This window comes from Mesorhizobium sp. M0522 (assembly GCF_040321085.1).
Classification (GTDB): domain Bacteria; phylum Pseudomonadota; class Alphaproteobacteria; order Rhizobiales; family Rhizobiaceae; genus Mesorhizobium.
This window is the reverse complement of record NZ_JAMYQW010000011.1, coordinates 54,990-72,967: the sequence shown is the minus strand read 5'-3', so window position 1 is coordinate 72,967 and position 17,978 is coordinate 54,990. Positions and strand designations below refer to the sequence as shown.

Genomic DNA, 17,978 nt, shown 5'->3' with positions numbered 1-17,978 from the left:
CGCTATTTGACGCCCACGCTTTCAGGCCAGAGGACCTGGATTTCCTTTGGCAGCGCATCCCGCACCTTTGCCGACTGGCCAAGGTCGATATGCCGTGCAAGCACACGCAGCACTGAGCGTGCCGCATCCTCGGCATCGACAGGACGGGTCGATTTCAATTCATCGGCGATGTGTTGCAGGAACTTCTCGAGCGAGCGTGTCTTGTCGGGCATGTCGGCGGGCCGATAGCGATCATAGTAGGCGCCGCGCACGAGCAGCGGCAGTTCCGCTCCCAAGTTGGCCGCCAGTCCGATCTGCAGCCTGTCCCGAAGGGTTCGCAGAACGGCGCCCAATGTATGCCAGGCGACGTGTCGATCCGGACCAAGATCCGCCATGATCTCGTCAAGCCAGATGTTTGTTATTTGCAGCGTTTTGTCAAAAACGTCCAAGCCGGTTGCGCTCATCGTCGCCTCCTCGAAAGGTTCTGCGGGCGAAACGGCGACCGGAGATTATTGTTTCGTGGTCCTGTGAAAATCGTCCTGGCAAAGCGGCGGAAACCGGTTCGGTCGGAGAGCCTGTCGGCGTCAGGTCTGCTCGACACTCTGCATCTGCTGGATTTCGGCGATCTGTCGGAAGCGGCCGTTTTCCACCCCGTTGAGTGCGGTCACAGCGGCCAGATTGTCGCCCTTTTCATCCCACCGCACCGGCTCGCGATAGGCGATTCCCCTGAAACGGATATCGCGCACCGCCGCCAGAACGTCGCGCCGGCTCGGATACCCTTGGATACAGTGCTGGCGTCTTTGATCGCGGCAAGGAGAAGGCAGGCCGAATCGTAGGCATTCACGGCATAATTGCGCTTCGGCTTCGCCGTCCGACGATCTCGCCAGCTTCGGCGAGCGTCGCTTCCAAGCAATCCCTTCGCGCGTCAACGACGCCCGTTCAACCTTCCCACAGTTGTATTCGGCGCCCTGCGTTCCGATCATTAAAGTCGTCCTTGCTGATCCGAAAGGTGGTTGTCCTCCGCCTAACTGAGCTTGTGCTCATCGGTTCCGAACGCCGTCTCAGCAATGAGACCAGTCCTCACGTTGCCCGAGCCCGGGTATCTCTTGACTGACTGAGCGGCCCGCGCCGACAATGGCATTGGGAAGATGGCGGGATGGCGCCCACGGTGTTCGGCACCACTTGGCGATCAAGCTGCGAAAGGGCTGTCATGGATTGGAAGCTGGAACTAGTCCCGGTCCCCGTATCGGACGTCGATAGAGCAATTGCCTTTTATGTTGAGAAGGTCGGCTTTCATCTCGATCACGACCACACCGTAAGCGACGAGATACGTTTCGTGCAATTGACGCCGCCCGGCTCGGCCTGTTCGATTGCCATGGGCAAGGGCCTCGTCGACAGCCCCCCGGGATCCATAAGGGGCCTGCAACTGGTCGTGCCCGATGTCGATGAGGCACACCGGCACCTGGCCGCTCAAGGTATCGAGGTCAGCGATATCAAGGATTTTCCCTGGGGCAGATTTGTCTTCTTTGAGGATCCCGACGGCAACACCTGGTCTGTCCAGCAACTTCCACCTCGCAGCTGAGGTGGCGCGCTGCGGCACGGTCGTGCCCCGACACAGATAGCGCGGGATGCACGGTTCAATTCGAACGCGTCCCGGCCTAACGCCTCTTCTCGTCGAAGGCGGCATTCCAATTGTGATAAGGCGCGCGATAGGTGGGGATGCGGTCCTCGACATCGGCAAGCGCTTCGAACGGTTTGTGCGGTTCGGCCTGATACCAGAAGGCGACCGACGAAATGTCGTCCGAGCGGCGATTGGCGTGACCGTGCTCGATGGTCACCCGGATCCGTTTGTGGAAGATGACCGGGTCCTCTATGTGCCAGCGATAGAGCGTAACCGGCTCGGTCCAGTTCGGCCCGCCGGCGGCGATGATGCCGTGATAGGGCGCGCTGTAGTCCTGTGTCGGGCACCATGCCGTGTTGAAATAGTCCTCGGTGCCGGTGCCGTGCAGTGTTGGCGGCCAGGCATCGTTGGCGCCGGGGCTGGTCTCGCCGCGATCGCCGATCAGTTCGGCCTTCGGTCCGATGCGCGGATCGGGCTTGCGCACCGTATCCGGCACGGAAATGCCCGGCTCGCCGTCGACGAAGATCATGTCGTCGCCCTCGCCATACCAGTCCCATAGTGCGGAACGCCGCCGCGAATAGACCGAATAGAGCACGCCGACATAGTGGCCGTGACCTTCCGCCTCCAGAATGGTGTAGTTGCCGTTCCCGTCGGTATTTTCACCGCCAAACAGGAACTGCTCGTTGGCCAGCCCCGCCTGGTCGATGCCGTCAGGTCGCTGCTGCCTGTATTGGGCGTGGAAGCGGCCCAGGCCTTCCTCGAGTTCCTCATGCAGTTCGAAATCGACATAGTAATAGAAAAGCAGGTCGTCCTCGGCCTCATTGGTGACGGTGAAGCGCATGTGGCTGGCAAACGGCATCGGAAAGTAGCAGTTGAAGGCCTTGCCATCCTCTGGACTTGCCTGCACCGGCAGGCTGGCAAAATTGCGCGTGCGGGCATGGCCCATGCCGAAGAAATCGCCGATCGGCGTTTCGATGCTCGGATGTGCCTCACCATCCCAATAGGCGCGCAATACGATCTTGCGCAGGAACGCCTCGCTCTCGCAGGCGAGCGTCGCCCAGATATGCGTGACGATGCCGGCACCGTCATGCTCGGCAATCACCACCGTCTGGCCGGGTTCAATGTGCAGCCGGTCGTCATTGCCGCCGGTGCGGTCGTAGCTTGAGAACCGGCGGGTTTTGGCGTCGCGCAATTTGGCGAGCCCGCGAAGCGGCGACAGGCCGGCATTATCCATGTGTTTCTCCTCTTGCTTCAGCGGTTATTTCAGGCCGCTTGTCTTGATGGATTCCATGATCTGGCGCTGGAAGATCACGAAGAGGACCAGCATCGGCACGGCGACGATGGTCGAGGCGGCCATGACGTAATTCCAGGCGGCGGCGTACTGGCTCTTGAAGTTCGCAATGGCTACCTGCACCACCCAGAGGTTGAGGTCCGATGTGATCGTCAACGGCCACAGGAAAGCGTTCCAGTTGGCGAGGAAGAACAGGATCGCCAGTGCCGACAGGATCGGCCGGCTGAGCGGCAGGATGATGCTCCAATAGATGCGCCAGTAGCCGGCGCCATCCATGATCGCCGCTTCTTCCAACTCCCTGGGCAGCGACAGGTAATATTGCCTGAGCAGAAAGATGCCGAACGCGTTGAAGATCGCAGGAATGATCAGCCCGGCATAGCTGTCCAGCATATGCAGCGTCCGCGTCAAAATGAACAGCGGCACGATGATTACCGGCAGCGACACCAGGAAGGTCGAGAACATGGCGAGGAACAGAATGTCGCGGCCCGGAAAACGCAGCCGTGCGAGCGAATAGCCGGCCATCGAATGGAAGAACAGCGCAGCGACGGTTACTGTGGCCGACACAAAGAACGAATTGAAGAGATAGCGCAGGAACGGCACCTCGGTCAGCACATAGAGGAAATTGCCGAGCGTCGGGCGTTCCGGAATGAGGCTCGGCGTGAAGACGTCGCTCGCCGGCTTGAGCGAGATGACCAGCATCCAGACCAGCGGGAACACCGTCATCAGGCCGAGCGCCGCAGTCGCCAGCATCCAGGCAAGCCTCGCCGCTCGTATCTGCGAACGGCCGGAAGGAGTTCGGCCGTCAGTCATGCTCGAAGCGTCCGCCGCGCGTCAGCACGAAGAAGAAGACCGTGACCAGCATCAGCGCCAGCACCAGCAGCGATGCCATTGCCGATGCATAGCCGAACGCGCCGAACTGGAATGCCTGCTTGTAGATGTAGATGATCAGCACCGAGGTCGAATTGACCGGACCGCCTTTGGTCATCACATAGATCAGGTCGAAGACCTGGCCGCCGGCGACAGCCGCGACGAGCGAGACCAGGAGGACGAAGAAGCTGGTCGGCTTGAGCAAGGGCAAAGTAATGTACCAGAAGCTTGTCACCGGCCCGGCACCGTCGATCTTTGCGGCTTCGTAGTACTCTGCCGGGATGTCCTGGAGTCCGCCGAGGAAGATCAGCATGTAGAAACCCATCAGGAACCAGACGCTGACCAGCACCAGCGTGAACAGCGCCAGATTTGGATCGCCGAGCAGCGAAATTCCGCCGAGGCCGACGAGCGGCGCCAGCCGGCTGACGATGCCGACCTTTTCGACCAGCATGAGCTGCCACACGAGCGCCACCACGACCAGGCTGACCATCTGCGGCGCAAAGAACATCGAGCGCATGACCGCGTTGAAGCGGTTGGTCTTCTGCACCAGAAGCGCCAGTCCCAGTCCGGCGGCGTAGAGCGCCGGCACCAGCATGACGGCATAGGCTACCGTCACCTTCACGGACGACCAGAACAGCGGGTCGCCCCACATGCGCCTGTAATTGCCGAACCCGACGAACCTGTAGCCGCCGAAGCCGTTGACCTCGAAGAACCCGACGGCGAGCGACAGCAGCATCGGCATGCCGACGAACACCAGCAGGCCAAGCGCATCGGGCAGGACGAACAGCCATGCGGCGCAGCGCTCCCTTTGCTTGGCGGTGAGGCCGCGGGCGGAATTCGCGCCCGCGGCTGGCGGTTTCATCTGATCCATGCTGGAAAGGGCCTAAAGGATCGGCGCGCCGGAATAGGAAGCGAGGAACGCATCGAGTTGCTGACTGGCCGTCGTCGCCGCCTGCTGGGCATCAACCCCGCCAAGCTGTGCCGACTGGATGGCGTCAGAGATGATCTTGTAGGCCTCCGGCGGAACCCGCGGCTCGGCGCGCGTCCCCGGATGGATCTCCTTGGCGAAGGTGCCGAACTTGCCGGTGCTGAAGACATCGGCGCCGGCCTTCAGCGCGCTGTTGCGCGGCGGCATGTCGCTCTTGGCGACAGTGCACCAGTTGACGACCCGGTCGATCGATGCCGGATCCATTGAGGCCAGCGCCCAGGCGCAGAACTGGGCGGAAGCATCCGGGTTCTTGCCTCCGGCATTGGCGACAAAGGCCCAGCCACCGCCGACGGTGACGTATTTGCCATTGGCCGGTGTCGGCAATTTGAAGATGCCGTAGGGCACGTCCTTGGCGTTGTTGTCCATCGCCGAAATGCCCCAGATGCCGCAGTTCTGCATGGCGCACAGCCCTGCCCCGAGATTGGCGACTATGTCGAAGCCGCCGCCGACCACCTGACGCGGCGCCACGCCGGCATTGATGGCATCCTGCCAGAGTTTCAGCGCCTGGACGGTGGCCGGCGAATCGAAGGCGCTCTTGCCGTCCTTGCCCTGGAATTCGCCGCCGCCCTGCCACAGGAACGGATACCAGGTGAAGTTCTGGTAATAGCCGGGAGTCGTTTCGAACAGCACGCCGTAGCGACTGGGCGTCGTCAGCTTTTTGGCGACCGCCAACAGCTCGTCCCAGGTCTTCGGCACGTCGTTCTCGTTGAGCTTTGCATCCTCGAACGCTTTGACCGAATAGTAGAAGGCCATCGGCTCGACTTCCATCGGCACACCGTAGATCTTGCCGTCCACCATGCGGTTGGCGATGACGCTTTCCGGGAAATCGGCTTTGGCGGCATCCTCGATATGCGGCGTCAGGTCGGCAAGCACGCCGCCATTGTAATAACGCAGGAAATCGCCGGGGCTGATGAGGAAGATGTCAGGGCCCTCGCCCGACGCGAAGGCCGTTGCCAGCTTGGAACCGGAGATGTATTCGCTGTTGACGACATATTCGAGCTCGACCTTCTGGTCGTGGCCGTCGTTCCAGTCGGCCACCAGCTTTTCGAACCACTGGACCTGCGGCTTCACGTCTCCGCCAGGCGCATAGAACTGCCAGAATTTCAGCGGCCTTCCTGAGCGCGCACGGCCATCCTGTTGATGAACGGGTAGCCTGTGAGGCCGGCGGCAGCGAAAGTGGCGCCGCCCTGGATCAGCCGACGGCGGTTCAGGCTGGCCAATGGCCGGTCGCGGGTCGTTTTGTCAGTCATCAATTCCTCCCTTGGATGTTGTTCGGTCGAACGTTGGCGAAGGGACCTCCGTTCCCTTTGCCGGCATCTGGCGTCACGCGCTGTCGAATGGGCTCAACGCGCATGTGATCACTTCGGTGCGCGGCGCGCCCTCGACTTTGCCACCCAGCCGTTCGAGCAGCATTTCCGTGGCGCGCTTGGCAAGCATTGTCGGACTGTTGCCGACACGGGTCAGCTTCGGCCTGACATATTCCAGTTGAGGCAGGTCATCGAAGACTGCGATGGCGATATCCTGAGGGATATTGATCCCATGGTCGTAGAATTCGGTCAGCGCACCGGAGGCCATCAGATAATTGGCGAAGAACATCGCCGACGGCAGGTTTCCGCCGTGCTTCTCCCTGAGCCAGGTGACCGCTTCCCGCCCTGACGGGGCAAGATAGCTTCCCTCGAACCGCAGATCGGCGGAGATTGGCACGCCATTGTCGGCGAGCCCTTTTTCGAAGCCGGCGGCACGCGCCATCGCCTCCTTGAAAAAGGATGGCCCGGTGACATGGGCGACGCGGCGATGGCCCCTCTTCGCCAGATACTCGCCCATCAGATAGCCGCCGCCGAAATCGTCCAGCTGGACGCTGTCGACAGCATGGTTCGGCAGATGGCCGATGAAGACGGCGGGCAGATCGAGGCTGAGCAGTTCGCTGTGCATGCCGTGCAGCGCGAAGTCGGCAACGATGACGCCGTCGACCCGCTTGCGCCCTATCTGGCGCAAATACTCGCGGCCGTGATCCTGTGAATGTCCGCCCGGCACGTCGGTGTTGAAGATCAGCATGTCGAGGCCGACCACTTCGAGCGACGACTGCGCCGTTTTCACCAGCTCCGGATAGAACGGGTTGCGGATGTCCGGGATCAGCATCGCTATGATGTTGGTGCGGCCGGTGCGCAGGCTTTGCGCCTGCGGGTTCGGCGTGTAGCCGAGTTCGTCGATCGCCGCTTGTACGCGTTCACGCAGCGATTTCGATACCCGGTCCGCATGGTTGATGACATGCGACACGGTCGTGCGCGACACGCCCGCTCGCGTAGCAACTTTGGAAATCGTGCTCATGGTGACAGGTTATGAGCACATGAATGCATTTGCAAATCGATTTTACCGATGTCTCGCAAATTAGGGCCATCAGGCGGATTGCGCAAAATGCCAAAAGAAAAGGCCGGACTGTTAAGCCCGGCCAAGTGTGAAGGTCTATAACCTCCAGAGGGGAACGCGCCGGACGCAATGGGAGGAGACATCCGACGCAATTCCCATATGGGTCTGTATTGGTGGCGTTTCAACGATGCGGCAGTAGACCAACGGCGTTGCTGCCATAGAGCCAGAAACGCAAAGCATTCGAAGGGGGCGGTGGATCGCAGCTGCCAGTTGGACACAAAGGTCGCCGAATGCAGGGTGGCTCCTGGCATAGGGACTTCAGTCTGTAGGCCTATCGACCAAGGACCCGCACAGCCAAACTTTGGTCCGAGGCTGCTATCGCAAAAGCCCGAAATGCGAGAGTTTCAGGAACTGAGTTCCGAGGAGCCCCGTTGCGATGCCGACTGTTACAGGAGGCCGCCATGGACCCGAGCATTCACCAGGCACGTTGGCTGCTTTTTCCGTTATTTGGCCTGTGCTTCGGGGTCGCGGCCATTGGATTTATTGTTGGCTGACGGTGGAACTCGGCGCTACCGCGGAGAGACGCAACCACGGGAGGCAAAAGACTTGCGCAGTAAATAGTCCCTTCCTGCGCTAGCGAGACCCACCAGTTACCATCGTGGGACTGGTGGGCCTTGACGTTCCGGACGCAAACCATTGTTTTAAGCATCACACGAATTCGAACAGGAGGCAGTACGACAAAGCCGTATGATTAAGGGGAGTTCCGACATGCGACTGACAAGTTCATTGATGACGACCCGGAAACGAAGGACCGGATCTTCACGAGGACGTCATGTCGGCATTTCTGTAGTCGTCTTGACCTTCATTCTCGTCGTGAGCCCCTATCGCGTCGTGGTCGATGGATCATCGCAGCCGCTCGGCCCGCAGGCTGCCTGGGCCAAAGATGGCGGGAACGGCAATGGCGGGAACGGGAACGGCAATTCGGGCAATTCGGGTGGAAACTCCGGCAATTCGAACTCGAACGCTGGTGCCGGCAAGAGCAAAGCAAAGTCGCAGGACGACAATCTCCCTGATCCCGCCCCTGCGGTAAACCCCGATAGCAAGCCAAAACTCTTTGTCAACGCATCCACAGGAGACCGGGTCGAGGTGAGCGGCCCGAGCATTGGCGTGGTGCATTCGAACGGACTCAGTGAGCGCATCGACAGCGACCAATATGAAATGCGGGATGCCGAGGGCCGCATCATCATTCGGCGCCTGGCGACGCGTTCCGATCGGGACAGGTTGCTTGGAATGATCAACTGAGGGCCAGTTCACATGGCCGCGCAGTGCGGCAATTTCGGCTCAAGCATGATCGCGAACAGGCGGATGGCGGCGCTCAGTCGCATCGCGCAAGGTCATGGCGGCTTCGGTCCTGTTGCTGACGTTGAGCTTGGCCAGGATTCGCGTCATGTGGTGCTTTATCGTCTTTTCATGCAGGTTCAGCCGAAGCCCGATCCGCTTGTTGCTCAGTCCCGCGGCAACCAGCGTCAGGATCTCCCTTTCGCGGCTGGTGAGGTCGGCAAGTCCGTCAGCTTTCGCCGGCTCTTTTGATTGAGCCGAGAGATCGGCCAACAGGCGCGCCGACAATTGTGGACAGACATATCGTTCGCCCGACGCTACCGTGCGCAGGATCGCAGCCAACGTCCTCGACCCGACCCCCTTCAGAACATAGCCCCTTGCCCCGCTCTGCAACGCGGTCATCACGTGCTGGTTTTCTTCCGAAACGGTCAGCATCACAATTTTCAGTGCCGGATGCCGCTCAAGGGCCGGTCCGATCACGCCAAGGCCACCTCCAGGAACCGAGATGTCCATCAGCAGAATGTCGGGCCGCTGGTCTTCGATTATCCGCAGGGCATCGTCTCTGCTGCTTCCTTCACCGACGATCTCGAACCCGCCGATCTGATCGAGCGTGCGCACAACGCCTTCCCTGAACAGCGGGTGGTCGTCGACGATGGCGAGCTTGATGGCTACTGTCATGTCTGTCCCATTTCAACGATGTTGAGGGCCATTCTTACGACTGTGCCACTCTGTGAGGAAGTCACGGTAAACTGGCCCCCGAGGCTTTCCACCCGCTCGCGCAGCCCAACGAGTCCCAGCCTCTCGGGACGCACGATTTGCGGGTCAAAGCCAGCGCCGGCGTCGGCCACTTCGATACAAACGCGCTCGCCGTCGAAATGTTTCTCGACCGACTGACCTTCACCTCCGGCATGACGGAATCCATTGTTCAGCGCCTCCTGGACGAAGCGGAAGATGCAGATCTTGGCCGCCGGCGACAACGGCGCATGGCCGCCGGTCATCGATAATCTCACTTTGACGCCGGTTCGTTCTTCGTGCGCCTGTACGGCTAGCTGGAGAATTTCACCCAGTTCGGCATGCTCGATATGCGGCAGGACAAGGCCCTTGCTGATGCTCCTGATCTCGCGCATGGCATCGTCCAGATGTGCTTTGATGGCCAGCAATTCCTGTGCACGCTTCGATTGCGGCGTAGCGGGATCGGCAATGACGGGGCTGTCGATCCCCAGCGCCGCGAGAGCAACCAATTGCGCGGGGCCATCGTGCAAGTCCGCACCGATGCGCCTGAGATAGCGTTCGTTAAGTGCGGTGGCACGCTGCGAGGCACGCTGCACCCGCAGCCTCAACAGTCTGTTTTGCGCAAGCAGATCGGAAAGCTCGGCAATGCGCTGCTTCAACGAGCGGCTCTGCGAACTGATCATGCGGCTGCCACGGAACACGATTGCCGACAGCCCGAGAAAGAAGGCCGCTGTGACGGCGGCAACGTCCAGCCAGGTTCGAATGAGTGCCTGATGCAGGTTTCTTTCAAAATCAGTGGCGACCTCGTAGAATTCTGAAACGGCCACCACTTCCCCTGACCATGGCTGCAGCACCGGATTGTAGATCTCGAGGAGATGCAAGCCGCTGGCCCTTTCGGCCTCGCTGTCCGAATCGTCCAGCTTGTCGAACTCCGAGACCATTTGGCCTGCGAATGCCGCCCGGAGATTGTCGCTGGGTTCAAAGCGCTTGCCGATCAATGTCTTGTCGGTCGAATACAGGATGGTTCCGTCGCGACGCCAGAGCTTGAAGGATTCGAGCCTTGTGCCGAGTGCCCCTTGTCCCAGCGTTTCATCGAGCGCGTGGGCGACGCTCTCGTCGAGCAATTCGCTCTTGCGCATATCCGGTAGCAGCGGCGCGATAACGCTGTCCACGTAAAGAGCCGTCGCGGAAGCCGAATTCTGCGTGACCACGGTTTCTATATGGTTCGTGACGGAAATCCCCACCACCACCATGGCTGACAGGGAAAATAGACCGCCCGCGAGCAGGAACTGCGTTGCCAGCGACAGCGCATTCCAACGGTCAACAAGGTTTGTCAGCCTGTGTGGCTTGGTGTTCCGAATGGCCCGCTCGGCAGCACGCCGCACCAGTGGCGCGATTCTGGAGAGCCGGCTAATCCGTTGTCGAACGTCGCTGAAAGACGCCATCCTAGGTGTGTAACCGATCAATCGCGATGGAACTAGGGCCTGATGAGAGGGCGAACAGCGTATCCGGCGCTTTTTTGGGCAAACCGTCTCATTGCGTCGTTCGGTAAAGCTCGGACGCGGCCTGCTTCAGTGCCGCCCGTCCATCCGGCCTCAGATACATCATGTGCCCGCCCTCCAGCACCTCGGTGCGAATGGGCTTTGCGCCGGCAAGCGAAGGAATTTGACCAAGCAGGTAGCGCGAGCCCATGTACGGCGTCACTAGGTCGCTGTAGCCGTTGACGATCAGCACGCCGAGGCTGGGGTTTAGCACGCGCGCCTGTTGAAGGTCGTCCATGACACCCGCATAGCCCTGACGCGTCGCGCTCGTCCCATAGTCCCAATTGCCGCTGACTTCACGGTTGAGAAGCCGATAGCTGATATCCGTGCGGAAGTTCAATTCATCACGCACATAGCCGACGAAAGCGGAGGTGAGCGCCGGCACGCTTCGGTCGAGCACCGGATCGGGACCCTCGACTCCCAGGCTCTCTGGCGCCACGTCCGCTGTCGCGATGTTGCCGTCATAGGCGCTGAGAACATTGCCCTTTGCCCGTGCAAACTCCTTGGCGAACAGCCCTATGGGAATGCGTGCAAAGTGCCGCTGGACGAGATCGAGCGGCAGACCGGTGATTGCGGCGACACGCTGGCTCGTCAGGCGCCCACCCTGCTCCAGCCCACCTGCCAGCGCGGCCAGATAATCGCCGAGCGCATAGCGTTCGACTTCCGCCAGCCGCTCCTGCAGGGCCGGGCCGGAAACGCCTTCGCTGTGTAGGCGCACTGCCGCCAGCGACGGCAGTTCCAGCGCCCAGTGGAGCGGCTGGAACTCGTCCGGGCGCACCAGCGTGAATTCGAGCGCCGGCGAAATCAGCACGACGCCACTCGGGCTGATGCCGATGTCTTCCTGAAGCTTCCTGGCGAGCAATGCTGCTCGAAAGCCGCCATAGCTTTCGCCAGCCAGGAAGACAGGCGATACCGTACGGTTCGTCTGCGCCAGATAGAGCCGGATAAACGCGCCTATCGACGCGGCGTCCTGGCTGACGCCCCAGAAGCTGTGTGCTTCCGTGCCGGGCGCTTCACGGCTGTAACCGGTTCCAACAGGGTCCACAAAGACCAAGTCGGTCATGTCGAGCCAAGTGTCGGGGTTGTCGAACAGCCTCTGCGGCGGCGGCAAGAAACTTCCATCGGCCGCCGTCGCCAGGACCCGCGGACCGAGCGCGCCGAGATGAAGATAAGCGGAAGCTGCTCCCGGACCGCCATTGAACACGAAGGTGATCGGGCGCCGCGGATCCGGTCCCGTTTCTTTCCCGGAATGCAGTGCATAGGCGACGTAGAAAATCTCGGCGGTGATATCGCCTTTGCCGGACGGCAATGACAGCGTGCCGGCCTTGGCCTCGTAATCGAGCGTGCGTCCGGCAATGACGATCGAATGATCGGAAGTCTGCGGCGGTGGCAGGAGCGAGAGAACCCCGCCTGTGGGCGGCGGCCGCTGGGCCGTCTCCGCGTGACCCACCCCAGTTCCGGCAACCAACAGCAGAAGAGCGAGGGCGATTTCTTGCAGCTTGATAGGCATGACGTCTCCGGAGCAATTGGCTGAAACTAGCACACCGTCGGCCGAACCAAAGTCACAGCACCGTGCGCCAGTACGTCTGACAAGAAGGGATCGGTTTGGGAAATCCGATGCCCAGGCGGAAGATAGGGCGCGAGGGTCACGGCGGCAGCCTCAACCTCTTCCAGCAGATGCGTGCGGCGGAATGGCGGACCAAACGACTTCGTGAATTTTCTGCCGGTTGACTCGATTGGCCCACTTCCTAGGTTGGCATTCGGGGCTCCCGTGCAATCCGAAGTTGGTATGACATCTTTCCACACCCGAAAGCTTGCCCTTCTCCTTCTATCGGCAAGCGCCGCCATCCTGTCTTCCTGCGTCATGCCCGATGACACGTCGAGCACTGCGAAGGAAGACGCCACGGCGGCGGCAGCCCGCAGGGAGATGGTCGGCCTTAGCGAGGCGGACGTTCGAATGTGCGCCGGCTTTCCGACCGCCACTGCCGATGTCGGCAAATCCGGCCAGATCTGGACCTATCAGCGCGTCGTTCAACGCGGCAATCTCAACATTGTCGTTCCGACCGTGGCCATTGGCCCCGTCCCGGCGCTGGGAGGTTCCGTCAACGTCGCCCCCGGCGGCTATTGCAACACGCAAATTCGAATGGTTGACGGTCATGTTGCCGAGGTTGCCTACGCCGGCGACAACAACCTGCCGAATAACCGCGATGCGCTCTGTGTCAGCACGGTAGACGCCTGTGTCGCCTACGCCCGTCAGTATCATCCAGGCAGGACAATGGGCAGATAGCGGGATGAGTGGCATTGCCGCTGATCTGAACGCCTGAGATTTCTGGTTTGCCGGCTAGTGACTATCCTCGATCCCGATCGAGCATCACCGATTTGACCTGACATTCCCCGCTCTCAACCGCCGACCCCATCGCGAATAGTGGAGAAATAGCGGTCGGTTCCGACCTGCCCGCCCTTGAGGGCAATTTCCAGCCCATCGATCGCCTTAATGCTTGAATGCGCCACACAAAGTGGCGAGCCCGGCGATGCCGGCAGCGGCATTCGCACAGTCAGCGCGTCGACGCCCATCTGGCCAAGTGCATGGCTCGACGTGTCGCCGCCGGCAATGACCACGCGCAGTAGCTTCTCTTGAAGCGTCAGTTCGCGGAGAACCTCGCCAAGGCCGCGGCCGAGCTTATGGCGGGCGCCTTCCCGGAGATCGATTTCTGCACCGCGGTCGGCCGCAGGTCCGAGCGCGGTGTAGAGGATGACGCTGCGCCCGGCCCGTAGGCTGGAGCGGCCGGTCGCCACCGCGCGCGCAATCGCATCGTTCGAAGCCTCAGAAACCAGTTCGACGGGGTCGAGCTCGATCCCGTCGAAGCCGTCGGCCAGAGCATGACGGATCTGTCGTTCCGTCGTCGGCGAGCAGCTCCCCGAGACCACGGCGATCCTGTCGGCAGCCCCCGGCGGCGAAAAGGCGGATTTGGTATGCACGATCCGGTTCGATGCCCATTCGACCAGCAAGGCATATTCGATGCCTGAAGAGCCGACGACGAAATAACCGCCCGGCTTGCGAGCGCGCCAAATCTCCTTGCCGGCAAGTGCCTGGGTTTCCAGGCTATCGACATCGACAAGCACGATACCTGAGCCATTCTCCACAAGCCGGTCGAATGCTTTCGACCGCGACGCAGACTGCAGCGTCGCCAGGTCGACCAGGCCCGAGGCGAGGCTGGTCTGGCGCGACAGATGGATCAGTAGGTCGGATTCGTCCATCGGCGTGGTCGGATGGCGGCTCATCACGGGATGGCGGTCGATGCGGAAATATTTTTCGCGATAGGCCGCGAACAGATGACCGAAGGCGGTGTAGCGCTTCAGCTGCGGCGCGCCGACCACCAGCGGCACGCCGTCTTGCCGGAAAACCGAGCGGCCGATTTCGATCGCCCGGCCGATGCTGCCGATTGCCGGGCTGGAATCGAAGGTCGAGCAGACCTTGTAGTGGCAGATCTCGGCGTTGACGGTCTTCAGCCAGGCGAAGGCATCTCGCAGATGCGTGTCCATCCACTGCGGCGTCTCGCTGCGGCTGGTGCCGGCCAGCCCAAGGGCGCGGCAATGCGCAAATTGCGAAAGCAGCGCCTCGTCCGGCTGGCGCATGAACAGGACGGTCGGCACGCCGCCGAGCTCGAGCGCCTCCATAACGTCGGTCGAGCCGGTCAGGTCGTCGCCATAGTAACTCAGAAGCAGGTTTTGCATGGCGTCAGGCCGCCTCGCCGCCGCCGAACTTCTCGATCGACCGCGCCAGCTCGACATGGCTCAAGGCATAATCCGCCAACGGAATGTCCTGGACCGCCGCCTGCCAGGCCTGCTGCACGGCGCGCACGCCGGCGCCCGGCCCGTCCGGGTGGCTGACGATGCCACCGCCGCAGAGATAGAGAAGATCGACCGTCCGGCCGGTTCGCTGGAAGGTTTCAGGCGCCTGCCCGCCCCACTGGCCGGAGCCGGCGACCGGCAATGCGCAATCGGCCGGCGAAAAGATCGGCGTGGTCACCGCCTTGAAGGATTCGACGAAGGACCAGTCGGGTTCCCAGTATTTCGAGGCGATGCCGTTGATCTGGAACTGGTCGACGCCGAGCAACCGCCAGAACTGCTGCCAGACCTTGAAATCCATGCCGAGGCCGGGATGGCGGGTGAGAATGTCCCAGCCATTGCGGTGGGCATGGAGCACCAGGCTGGAGCGCTTTCGGAGGTAAGCCATGCCACCAAAGCCGATCGAATTGATGTTGACCACCGCGCAATTGCCGCCGGCCTTTGCCACCAGATCGTGGTTTCGCATCATCTCGTCGGGATCGGCATGTGAAATGCCGAAGGCATACATGACCTTCTTACCGGTCTTCTGCTCGTGGTCGAGGATCAGCGGCATGATTGCCCTCACTCGCTCCGACAGCGGTGAATAGGCCGGGCTCATCAGCTTCTCGTCGTCCTTGATGAAGTCGACGCCGGCGGCAATCAGCTCTTGCACCATTGCGGCCGTCTCGTACGGGCGGAGTCCCAGCGCCGGCTTGACGATGGTCCCGATGATCGGACGATCCGCGACACCGGTCAGCCTGCGGCTGCCCGTGACGCCGAATTGCGGGCCCGGATGCGCGCCCCGGTACTCCTCGGGTAGCTTCATGTCGACGACACGGATGCCGGACAGGCCCTTGATCGAAAAGGCACCGCCGATGGCGATGGTCATCAGCGCCGACAGGTCGGTGCCGATGGCGTCCAGCGGAAAGGCGATATCGATGTCGGCGCGCTTGACCGGGCCGTTGCGTGCTTCGGGGCTTGCTCCGGAACCGGTTTCGGGAAGGGACGGCCGGTCCGCGTCCGGCAGATGCCGTATCGCCAGGACTCGCGCTGCGACCCTAGCCTTGAGCTCTTCCGTCTCGCCGGCCAGCGCGACGAAGGTCCCGGTCGACTGGTCGCTTGCAATCTTGGCCGCCAGCGCCTCGATATTGCCGGGCGTTTCGATGCGATAGGTAAGAACAATCATATTCGCGCGGCCTGCCGGGGAGGTTTCGAAAAAGGTTCCTTGGCCCTCGAAAATCTGGTATAATGAGTACATAAGCATTGCAAGCCCTATCCGGCTTGGCGGTAAGGGCGAGTCGGCAACAGGCGTTCCGGAATTCACGGCGGAAATGCTAGGTATAGGCCGGTCAAAGGAGTGATTCGCGACGATGAACCGTTCGGAGCCGATCGTCCGGCGCAAGCTTTCCGACGAAGTATTCTTGAGACTGAAGCGCCTGATCACCGGCGGCGAATTGCTGCCGGGTGACGACATGCCGTCGGAGCGCGAATTGATGGAGCGTTTCGAGGTCGGCAGGCCGGCGATCCGCGAGGCGATGCAGGCGTTGAGCAATATGGGGCTGGTCGCGATCTCGCATGGTGAGCGTGCCAAGGTGCTGCAGCTCACCGCCAAGTCGATCATCAAGCAGGTCGACGGCGCAGCCAAGATCATCCTGTCGTCATCGAAGGACACGCTCGAGCACCTCAAGAACGCGCGCATCTTCTTCGAGCGCGGCATGGTCAAGGAAGCTGCAGAAAAGGCCACAGCCGAGGACGTGCAGCGGCTGCGGGAAACGGTCGCCGAGCAGCGCAGCCATCGTGGCAACTCGGAAGCCTTCATATCTGCCGACATGAAATTCCACACACAGATCGCGGCAATATCCGGTAACCCGATCTATGTCGCTGTCAGCGAGGCAATGCTAGGCTGGCTAAAGGAATACCACACCGAAATGCTGATCTGGACCGGCAAGGAAAAGTTCACGCTGACCGAGCATGAAGAGATCGTCGGACGCATCGAAGCCAAGGATGCGGATGGCGCCGAGAAGGCGATGATCAAGCACCTCGAACGCTCGCGCGCGCTCTACGTGATGAATTCCGGCAACTGAAAATCAAGTGCAGGTCCCGACCGGCGTCGCGGTCGGACCTTGTTCTCGGCCTACTGGCTGACCACAGATCAGCCTGAGCCCGGACCGACGCAGTTTTATGTTGCCGTCTGAATCCGGTGTATGTGCCGCGTTGTTTTCATTCAGCGATTTCAGCATTTGCATCTTCCCAGCCGTGGATTTCCGCCGCCCGCTTTCGTCAGCAGGCCCGCATAGGCCCGTCTTGGAGGCGCCTGGCTTCTTCTTGAATTGGCAATTCTTGCAAAGACTATGCTAGATTTGCCAATCGGCGAGAACGACACCGGGAGAACCGCAATGGCTGACAGGAGCCTCCACGTCGTGATCTGGCTGCCGTCGAATTTCTATTCGGCCGTCGTCTCGACGCTCGTGGAAATGTTTCAGCTTGTGAATGACGTCTGCCGTTCACAGGTTCTCTCCTGTGAATTCGTTTCAAGGGGCGCGCCGTCGACATCAAGCACCGGAATTTCCTTCCCGACAAAGGCTCAACCATCGCGAAAAATGGATGTCCTGATTCTCATTGCGATGCCGGGCGTCGAGATTCCGGAGCTTCTGCGCTCGCTCGACGAGGAGAGTGAACATTCAAAACCGCTGATCGCGCTTGCGCAGCAGCAGGACGCAATCATCGCAGCACATTGCGGCGCGTGTTATCTGCTCGCCAATTCGGGATTATTGGACGGTAAACGCGCAACGATATCCTGGTGGCTGAAAGCCGAGGCAAGCCTCCGGTTTCCGCAAGTGCGATGGGACGCTTCCCGCCTGCTCATTCGCCAGGACCGCCTTTACACATGCGGAGGCGGGTTTTCCGGACTCGAACTCGCCAGGGCTTTGCTGATCGATCTGGGCTTCTCGAAGGAGGAGCGGATCATTCGAAAACTTCTGGTTCTTCCTCCGCCGCGCAAGTTCCAGAGTCCCTACGAATTTTCTCTCGACGAAATTTCGAACGAGGCCAGCCCATTCGAGAACAAACTGCGCGAGCTCTCGAAAGACAAGATGTCGGAAATCGATCTGAAATTTCTCGCAACTGAATTGGGCATGTCTTCGCGAACCCTGTCTCGCAGGTTTTTCGACGAGCTCCAGACAACGCCGGGAAAATGGATCCAGGAACGGCGGCTGGAGTTGGCAAAATCCATGCTTGAGGAAACGAAACTGAGCGTTTCAGAAATTTGCTATCGCGTCGGATATCAGGACGTCGCCTCGTTCAGCCGTCTTTTTTCCAAGACAACTGGAATGGCACCAGGCGAGTTTCGAAAGCAGATCCGGTGACAAGTCGGCAACGGAAGTGCTGCCGCTACGGGCAACCGCTGCCGAAGTGCGGCTATCCAAG

At 60.9% G+C, this 17,978-nt stretch carries 16 protein-coding genes and 1 pseudogene; 5 read left to right on the top strand and 12 right to left on the bottom strand.

Features of this window, described 5'->3' with window-relative positions:
• Positions 1 to 2: 2 nt before the first annotated feature.
• Positions 3 to 443, bottom strand: a complete 441-nt coding sequence (locus NKI58_RS14810; RefSeq protein WP_352577744.1) for a DUF2267 domain-containing protein — start codon at positions 441 to 443, stop codon at positions 3 to 5.
• A 120-nt stretch (positions 444 to 563) separates the two neighbouring features.
• On the bottom strand, positions 564 to 962 hold the full coding sequence (locus NKI58_RS14805) for a hypothetical protein (protein ID WP_352577745.1): 399 nt from the start codon (positions 960 to 962) through the stop codon (positions 564 to 566).
• 173 nt (positions 963 to 1,135) lie between these two features.
• Here NKI58_RS14805 and NKI58_RS14800 point away from each other — a divergent pair, with 173 nt between their 5' ends.
• The gene (locus tag NKI58_RS14800) at positions 1,136 to 1,561 is read left to right on the top strand and encodes a VOC family protein (RefSeq protein ID WP_352577746.1); all 426 of its coding nucleotides are present in this window, start codon (positions 1,136 to 1,138) and stop codon (positions 1,559 to 1,561) included.
• Positions 1,562 to 1,637: 76 nt separating this feature from the next.
• Here NKI58_RS14800 and NKI58_RS14795 read toward each other — a convergent pair whose 3' ends face one another.
• The 5 genes and pseudogenes from NKI58_RS14795 to NKI58_RS14775 form a co-directional block, all read right to left on the bottom strand.
• Positions 1,638 to 2,834: a glycoside hydrolase family 172 protein gene (locus NKI58_RS14795; protein WP_352787015.1), complete on the bottom strand. Its 1,197-nt coding sequence runs from the start codon at positions 2,832 to 2,834 to the stop codon at positions 1,638 to 1,640.
• A gap of 24 nt (positions 2,835 to 2,858) precedes the next feature.
• The gene (locus NKI58_RS14790; protein ID WP_352448136.1) at positions 2,859 to 3,701 is read right to left on the bottom strand and encodes a carbohydrate ABC transporter permease; all 843 of its coding nucleotides are present in this window, start codon (positions 3,699 to 3,701) and stop codon (positions 2,859 to 2,861) included.
• A complete protein-coding gene (locus NKI58_RS14785; RefSeq protein ID WP_352824590.1) occupies positions 3,694 to 4,620 on the bottom strand; it encodes a carbohydrate ABC transporter permease in 927 nt (308 codons plus the stop codon). Before NKI58_RS14785 ends, NKI58_RS14790 begins: the two co-directional genes overlap by 8 nt.
• A 21-nt stretch (positions 4,621 to 4,641) precedes the next feature.
• A pseudogene (locus tag NKI58_RS14780) lies at positions 4,642 to 5,996 on the bottom strand (ABC transporter substrate-binding protein).
• A 73-nt stretch (positions 5,997 to 6,069) separates the two neighbouring features.
• Positions 6,070 to 7,074, bottom strand: a complete 1,005-nt coding sequence (locus NKI58_RS14775; protein ID WP_352787013.1) for a LacI family DNA-binding transcriptional regulator — start codon at positions 7,072 to 7,074, stop codon at positions 6,070 to 6,072.
• A gap of 894 nt (positions 7,075 to 7,968) precedes the next feature.
• On the opposite strand from NKI58_RS14775, the gene NKI58_RS14770 reads away from it, so the two are divergent.
• Entirely contained in the window at positions 7,969 to 8,415 is a 447-nt protein-coding gene (locus NKI58_RS14770; protein WP_352853430.1) for a hypothetical protein, read from the top strand.
• A 39-nt stretch (positions 8,416 to 8,454) separates the two neighbouring features.
• Here the strand turns inward: NKI58_RS14770 and NKI58_RS14765 are convergent, their stop codons facing one another.
• From NKI58_RS14765 to NKI58_RS14755, 3 genes are all read right to left on the bottom strand, one after another.
• Positions 8,455 to 9,129 (bottom strand): LuxR C-terminal-related transcriptional regulator, encoded by a 675-nt coding sequence (locus NKI58_RS14765; RefSeq protein WP_352448141.1) that lies wholly within the window; start codon positions 9,127 to 9,129, stop codon positions 8,455 to 8,457.
• Positions 9,126 to 10,436, bottom strand: a complete 1,311-nt coding sequence (locus NKI58_RS14760) for a sensor histidine kinase (protein WP_352824606.1) — start codon at positions 10,434 to 10,436, stop codon at positions 9,126 to 9,128. The genes NKI58_RS14765 and NKI58_RS14760 overlap by 4 nt, the downstream gene beginning before the upstream one ends.
• A 280-nt stretch (positions 10,437 to 10,716) precedes the next feature.
• Positions 10,717 to 12,234: a S10 family peptidase gene (locus NKI58_RS14755; RefSeq protein WP_352787010.1), complete on the bottom strand. Its 1,518-nt coding sequence runs from the start codon at positions 12,232 to 12,234 to the stop codon at positions 10,717 to 10,719.
• Positions 12,235 to 12,513: 279 nt separating this feature from the next.
• Between NKI58_RS14755 and NKI58_RS14750 the strand changes: the two genes are divergently transcribed.
• On the top strand, positions 12,514 to 13,011 hold the full coding sequence (locus tag NKI58_RS14750) for a hypothetical protein (protein WP_352469597.1): 498 nt from the start codon (positions 12,514 to 12,516) through the stop codon (positions 13,009 to 13,011).
• Between the two features lie 113 nt (positions 13,012 to 13,124).
• On the opposite strand, the gene NKI58_RS14745 is transcribed toward NKI58_RS14750, so the two are convergent.
• Both NKI58_RS14745 and oiaX read right to left on the bottom strand, forming a co-directional pair.
• On the bottom strand, positions 13,125 to 14,459 hold the full coding sequence (locus NKI58_RS14745; RefSeq protein WP_352568076.1) for a four-carbon acid sugar kinase family protein: 1,335 nt from the start codon (positions 14,457 to 14,459) through the stop codon (positions 13,125 to 13,127).
• 4 nt (positions 14,460 to 14,463) lie between these two features.
• Positions 14,464 to 15,738: a 3-oxo-isoapionate-4-phosphate decarboxylase OiaX gene (oiaX, locus tag NKI58_RS14740; RefSeq protein WP_352644177.1), complete on the bottom strand. Its 1,275-nt coding sequence runs from the start codon at positions 15,736 to 15,738 to the stop codon at positions 14,464 to 14,466.
• 184 nt (positions 15,739 to 15,922) lie between these two features.
• Between oiaX and NKI58_RS14735 the strand changes: the two genes are divergently transcribed.
• Together NKI58_RS14735 and NKI58_RS14730 are read left to right on the top strand one after the other, a co-directional pair.
• The gene (locus tag NKI58_RS14735; protein WP_352577753.1) at positions 15,923 to 16,636 is read left to right on the top strand and encodes a transcriptional regulator NanR; all 714 of its coding nucleotides are present in this window, start codon (positions 15,923 to 15,925) and stop codon (positions 16,634 to 16,636) included.
• Between the two features lie 312 nt (positions 16,637 to 16,948).
• A complete protein-coding gene (locus NKI58_RS14730) occupies positions 16,949 to 17,917 on the top strand; it encodes a GlxA family transcriptional regulator (RefSeq protein WP_352787009.1) in 969 nt (322 codons plus the stop codon).
• The last annotated feature ends 61 nt before the right edge of the window (positions 17,918 to 17,978 follow it).

What these genes read in the sequence shown, in the direction of transcription:
- NKI58_RS14730 (WP_352787009.1), top strand. Translation starts at nt 16,949, where the DNA reads ATGGCTGACAGGAGCCTCCACGTCGTGATCTGGCTGCCGTCGAATTTC.
- NKI58_RS14790 (WP_352448136.1), bottom strand. Translation starts at nt 3,701, where the DNA reads ATGACTGACGGCCGAACTCCTTCCGGCCGTTCGCAGATACGAGCGGCG.
- NKI58_RS14750 (WP_352469597.1), top strand. Translation starts at nt 12,514, where the DNA reads ATGACATCTTTCCACACCCGAAAGCTTGCCCTTCTCCTTCTATCGGCA.
- NKI58_RS14810 (WP_352577744.1), bottom strand. Translation starts at nt 443, where the DNA reads ATGAGCGCAACCGGCTTGGACGTTTTTGACAAAACGCTGCAAATAACA.
- oiaX (WP_352644177.1), bottom strand. Translation starts at nt 15,738, where the DNA reads ATGATTGTTCTTACCTATCGCATCGAAACGCCCGGCAATATCGAGGCG.
- NKI58_RS14735 (WP_352577753.1), top strand. Translation starts at nt 15,923, where the DNA reads ATGAACCGTTCGGAGCCGATCGTCCGGCGCAAGCTTTCCGACGAAGTA.
- NKI58_RS14765 (WP_352448141.1), bottom strand. Translation starts at nt 9,129, where the DNA reads ATGACAGTAGCCATCAAGCTCGCCATCGTCGACGACCACCCGCTGTTC.
- NKI58_RS14775 (WP_352787013.1), bottom strand. Translation starts at nt 7,074, where the DNA reads ATGAGCACGATTTCCAAAGTTGCTACGCGAGCGGGCGTGTCGCGCACG.
- NKI58_RS14800 (WP_352577746.1), top strand. Translation starts at nt 1,136, where the DNA reads ATGGCGCCCACGGTGTTCGGCACCACTTGGCGATCAAGCTGCGAAAGG.
- NKI58_RS14760 (WP_352824606.1), bottom strand. Translation starts at nt 10,436, where the DNA reads ATGGTGGTGGTGGGGATTTCCGTCACGAACCATATAGAAACCGTGGTC.
- NKI58_RS14745 (WP_352568076.1), bottom strand. Translation starts at nt 14,459, where the DNA reads ATGCAAAACCTGCTTCTGAGTTACTATGGCGACGACCTGACCGGCTCG.
- NKI58_RS14785 (WP_352824590.1), bottom strand. Translation starts at nt 4,620, where the DNA reads ATGAAACCGCCAGCCGCGGGCGCGAATTCCGCCCGCGGCCTCACCGCC.
- NKI58_RS14805 (WP_352577745.1), bottom strand. Translation starts at nt 962, where the DNA reads ATGATCGGAACGCAGGGCGCCGAATACAACTGTGGGAAGGTTGAACGG.
- NKI58_RS14795 (WP_352787015.1), bottom strand. Translation starts at nt 2,834, where the DNA reads ATGGATAATGCCGGCCTGTCGCCGCTTCGCGGGCTCGCCAAATTGCGC.
- NKI58_RS14755 (WP_352787010.1), bottom strand. Translation starts at nt 12,234, where the DNA reads ATGCCTATCAAGCTGCAAGAAATCGCCCTCGCTCTTCTGCTGTTGGTT.